3 protein-coding genes and 1 pseudogene are annotated in these 3,518 nt (G+C 69.3%); 1 reads left to right on the forward strand and 3 read right to left on the reverse strand.

All coding sequences use genetic code 11. The annotated features are described in order from the left end of the window. Window positions 1–390 (forward strand): hypothetical protein (locus ACFU53_RS47285; protein WP_384006636.1); only part of this gene is annotated, 390 nt, incomplete at its 5' end. 139 nt (window positions 391–529) lie between these two features. Here the strand turns inward: ACFU53_RS47285 and ACFU53_RS47290 are convergent. From ACFU53_RS47290 to ACFU53_RS47300, 3 genes and pseudogenes are all read right to left on the reverse strand, one after another. Further along, window positions 530–1,141 (reverse strand): annotated as a pseudogene (locus ACFU53_RS47290) (hypothetical protein); the annotation flags it as partial. Next, on the reverse strand, window positions 1,080–1,613 hold the full coding sequence (locus tag ACFU53_RS47295) for a DUF1990 family protein (protein WP_384006639.1): 534 nt from the start codon (window positions 1,611–1,613) through the stop codon (window positions 1,080–1,082). The gene ACFU53_RS47295 and the pseudogene ACFU53_RS47290, both read right to left, overlap by 62 nt. 75 nt (window positions 1,614–1,688) lie before the next feature. Next, on the reverse strand, window positions 1,689–3,350 hold the full coding sequence (locus tag ACFU53_RS47300) for a M4 family metallopeptidase (RefSeq protein ID WP_384006642.1): 1,662 nt from the start codon (window positions 3,348–3,350) through the stop codon (window positions 1,689–1,691). Between the last annotated feature and the right edge of the window lie 168 nt (window positions 3,351–3,518).

A 3,518-nucleotide genomic window follows, 5' to 3' on the forward strand; every position in this document is an offset into this window, starting at 1 on the left:
TTCCCGAGCCACAGCGGCTCGGGAACCCGGCACTGGCGCGTGCGGCCAATCACCACGGACGCCACCTCCTCGGCGAGGAAGGCGTACCTGAACTGGGACTACGAGTCGGGCACACGCCGCCTGACCCGCTCCTTCGTCACCGACGACGTGCACGGTTACATGCCGCAGGAGCTGAAGTTCACCCAGGACGACGCGGGCAACGTCACGTCGATCTTCGATGCCTCCGCCCAAGGCGGCACGGCCAAGCCGGACTACCAGTGCCTCACCTACGACGGCCACCGCCGCATGACGGAGTCCTGGACCCCGAAGACGGCCGACTGCGCGGCTTCGGGCCGTACGACGTCGAACCGGCGGCGCCGCCCAGGACCGCGTGGACGCGGAGGGCGATGAGGGGGGCGTCGACCTGCCAGAACTGTTTGCTCGTACGGAAGTCGAAGGCTCCGAGGCGTAGCTCGATGACGGCGTGTTCGCGCAAGGGCTTCGCACCAGAGAGGAAATCGTGCATGCCGCTCCTCGCCGAGCCGCTCAGGACGAGCCGGGCGCCCTGGTCCTCGCGGTGCTGAAGATGGCAGTGCAACTCAGCCATCAGCTGAGGGAGTTCAGGTGAGTGTGCGAGCAGATGGGGGAAGTCGTCGAGGACGAGAAGGGGACGCGGCGAGCAGCGGGACGTGACGTCGAGGGCGTCGGTGAGCGCTTCGCGCCAGTCTCGGGGGCGCAGGGTGTTGGGGATCACCCTCGCGTGTGCCGCGACCGCTTCGGTGAATCGGCGCAGGGCGCTTTGGCGGCCCTCGTTGCTGAGCGCCGTGAAGTGCAGCCCCTCCACGGCCGCGCACAGAGAGCGAAGTAGGTACGACTTCCCGATGCGGCGCGGTCCGGTGATGGTGCCGAGACGCATTCCGGGGGTGGGATCGGTGAGGAAGCCGACGAGCGCTGTCCACTCGCGTTCTCGGCCTATGGGGGCGCCGGACAGGCGCTCTCGCAGGTGACGTGTGGACATGGGGCACTCCGCGTGGGCGGGGACAGGGCTCGCCCCATGTCTACGTCGGTGACCTGCGGCGCGGTGCGGGATCCGGCCCGGATCACCCCTTCGGGTCCCCCGCCAGCCTCCGCAACACCACCCCGCACCGCCGCGCATACGCATGCTGCAACCCCCGCGTCGCCGCCCCGCCCGCCCGGGCGTACCATTTCGCGCCGCGGCTGAAGGCCGTGACCGTCAGCCAGACCGTGCCGTCGCCCGTGCGGTCGACCACGAAGGCTTCCTCGCCGCATTCCGGGTGGCCCGGGAGCGTGCCGTATGCCCAGCCCTTGCGGCGGGGTTCGTCGACCGTCCAGACGACGCGGCAGGGGGCCTTGATGACGCCGCCGAGGGTGACTGTCACGTCGACGCCGGGGGCGGCCTCGGGGGCGGAGGCGTTTATGCCGACGCCCATCGCGCGGTGCATCTCCCAGGTGAGGACGGCGTTCGCGGCGCGTTCGAACACGTCCGTGCCCTCGCCTATGCGGGAGCGGACGTGGAGGGGGTTGAAGTCGGGTGGGCAGTGGCCCTCGCGGGTGGCGCCGACCGCGTCGTACGTGAAGGGGCCCTCGGGGAGCGGGCCGTTGGTTGCGGGCATGGCGCAAAGCCTAGGGCGGCACCCGGAGTCGCCTTCTCTCCGGGTACCGCCCGAGCAACCTCAGCTAGGCCGACGTCACGCCGTCACGTTGACCGCCGCCCACGCCGCGTTCACCGCCGCGTACTCCGTGCTGCTGGAGCCGTAGAGGGAGGACGCCGCGTTCAGGGTCGCCGTGCGGGCGCCCTTGTAGTTGGTCGTCGAGGTCATGTACGTGCTCAGCGCCTTGTACCAGATCTGGACGGCCTTGTCGCGGCCGATGCCGGTGATCGTGGCGCCGTTCGACGTCGGGGAGTTGTACGCGACCCCGTTGATCGTCTTCGAACCGCTGCCCTCCGAGAGGAGGTAGAAGAAGTGGTTCGCCGGGCCCGACGAGTAGTGGACGTCCAGGCCGGCCAGCGACGACGACCAGTAGTTGGCCGAGTTGCCGTCCTTGCTGGGCTGGTCCATGTAGCGCAGCGGGGTGCCGTTGCCGCGGATGTCGACCTTCTCGCCGATGAGGTAGTCGCCCGGGTCCTTGGAGTTGGCGGCGTAGAACTCGACCGCCGTGCCGAGGATGTCCGAGGTGGCCTCGTTCAGGCCGCCGGACTCGCCGCTGTAGTTCAGCCCCGCCGTGTTCGAGGTCAGGCCGTGGGTCATCTCGTGGCCCGCGACGTCCAGGGAGGTGAGCGGCTTGACGTTGCCGTCGCCGTCGCCGTACGTCATGCAGAAGCAGCTGTCGGACCAGAAGGCGTTGACGTACGCGTTGCCGTAGTGGACGCGGGAGTACGCGGCGACGCCGTTGTTCTTGATGCCGTTGCGGCCGAGGACGTTCTTGTAGAAGTCCCAGGTGACCTGGGCGCCGTAGTGGGCGTCCACGGCGGCGTTCTGGTCGGTGGAGGAGCTGGTGGCGGTGCCGGTGCCCCAGATGTCGTCCGCGTCGGTGAAGAGTGTGCCGGCCGAGGACGAGGTGGCGCGGGCCTTGTTGTAGGTCTTGTGGCTGCCGCGCGAGGCGTCGGTCAGGTTGTACGTCGAGCCCGACAGGGTCGTGCCGATGGTGACCGAGCCGTTGTACTGGCTGTTGCCGGTGCCGGTCTGGATGGCCTCGAACTCGTACAGCTTCTTGCCGGTCTCCGCGTCGGTGATGACGTGGAGCTCCTGCGGGGTGCCGTCGTGCTGGAAGCCGCCGACGACCGTCTCGTAGGCGAGGGCGGGCTTGCCGTCCGCCGCCCAGACGACCTTGCGCGGCGCCTTGTCGGCCTCGGTCTTGGTGGAGCCCTCGGCCTTGGCGGCCTTCAGCGCCTGCTTCTCGGCGGTGGCCTTGGTGACGTCCGCGGTGAGGTCGGAGACCTTGACGGAGGCGCTGGTGGCCTTGGTGATGCTCTTGATGTCGCCGGCCTTGGACTCGTGGACGACCAGGTCGCCGCCGAGGACCGGGAGGCCGCCGAACGTGCGCTCGTAGCGCGTGTGGACCGTGCCGTCGGTGTCCTTGAGGACGTCGCGGACGACCAGTTCCTCCTTGGCGCCCAGGCCTATCTCGTCGGCGGTCTCGGCCGTGGCCGCGTCCGCCTTCTTGATCAGGGCGGTGCGCGCGGCGGGGGTCAGCTGGACCGGGGCACCGGCCGGCTGGGCCTTGTCCGCGACGGGCGCGGGCTGGGCGGTGGCACCGGAGGTCAGCCCGGTGGTCAGCAGCGCGCCGGCGGCGATGGCGGTCGCGATGGCGAGCGTGGTGCGCTTGTGACGCGCGTAGAGGGGAGACACACAAGCTCCTTATGTGGGGGAGTTCGCTGGTGCTGGTGCGGCGGGTGGAGGAAGAGTGACATCTGAGTCGTGTTCATGTCAGGAGGGCTTGGTGATGTTGGCCGAAAGTCAACTGTCCGGTGAATATTTCGGGAACATGAACGGGCGCCGCCCCGGTGGGGGTTGACC

This window comes from Streptomyces sp. NPDC057474, from assembly GCF_042802555.1.
GTDB lineage: Bacteria > Actinomycetota > Actinomycetes > Streptomycetales > Streptomycetaceae > Streptomyces.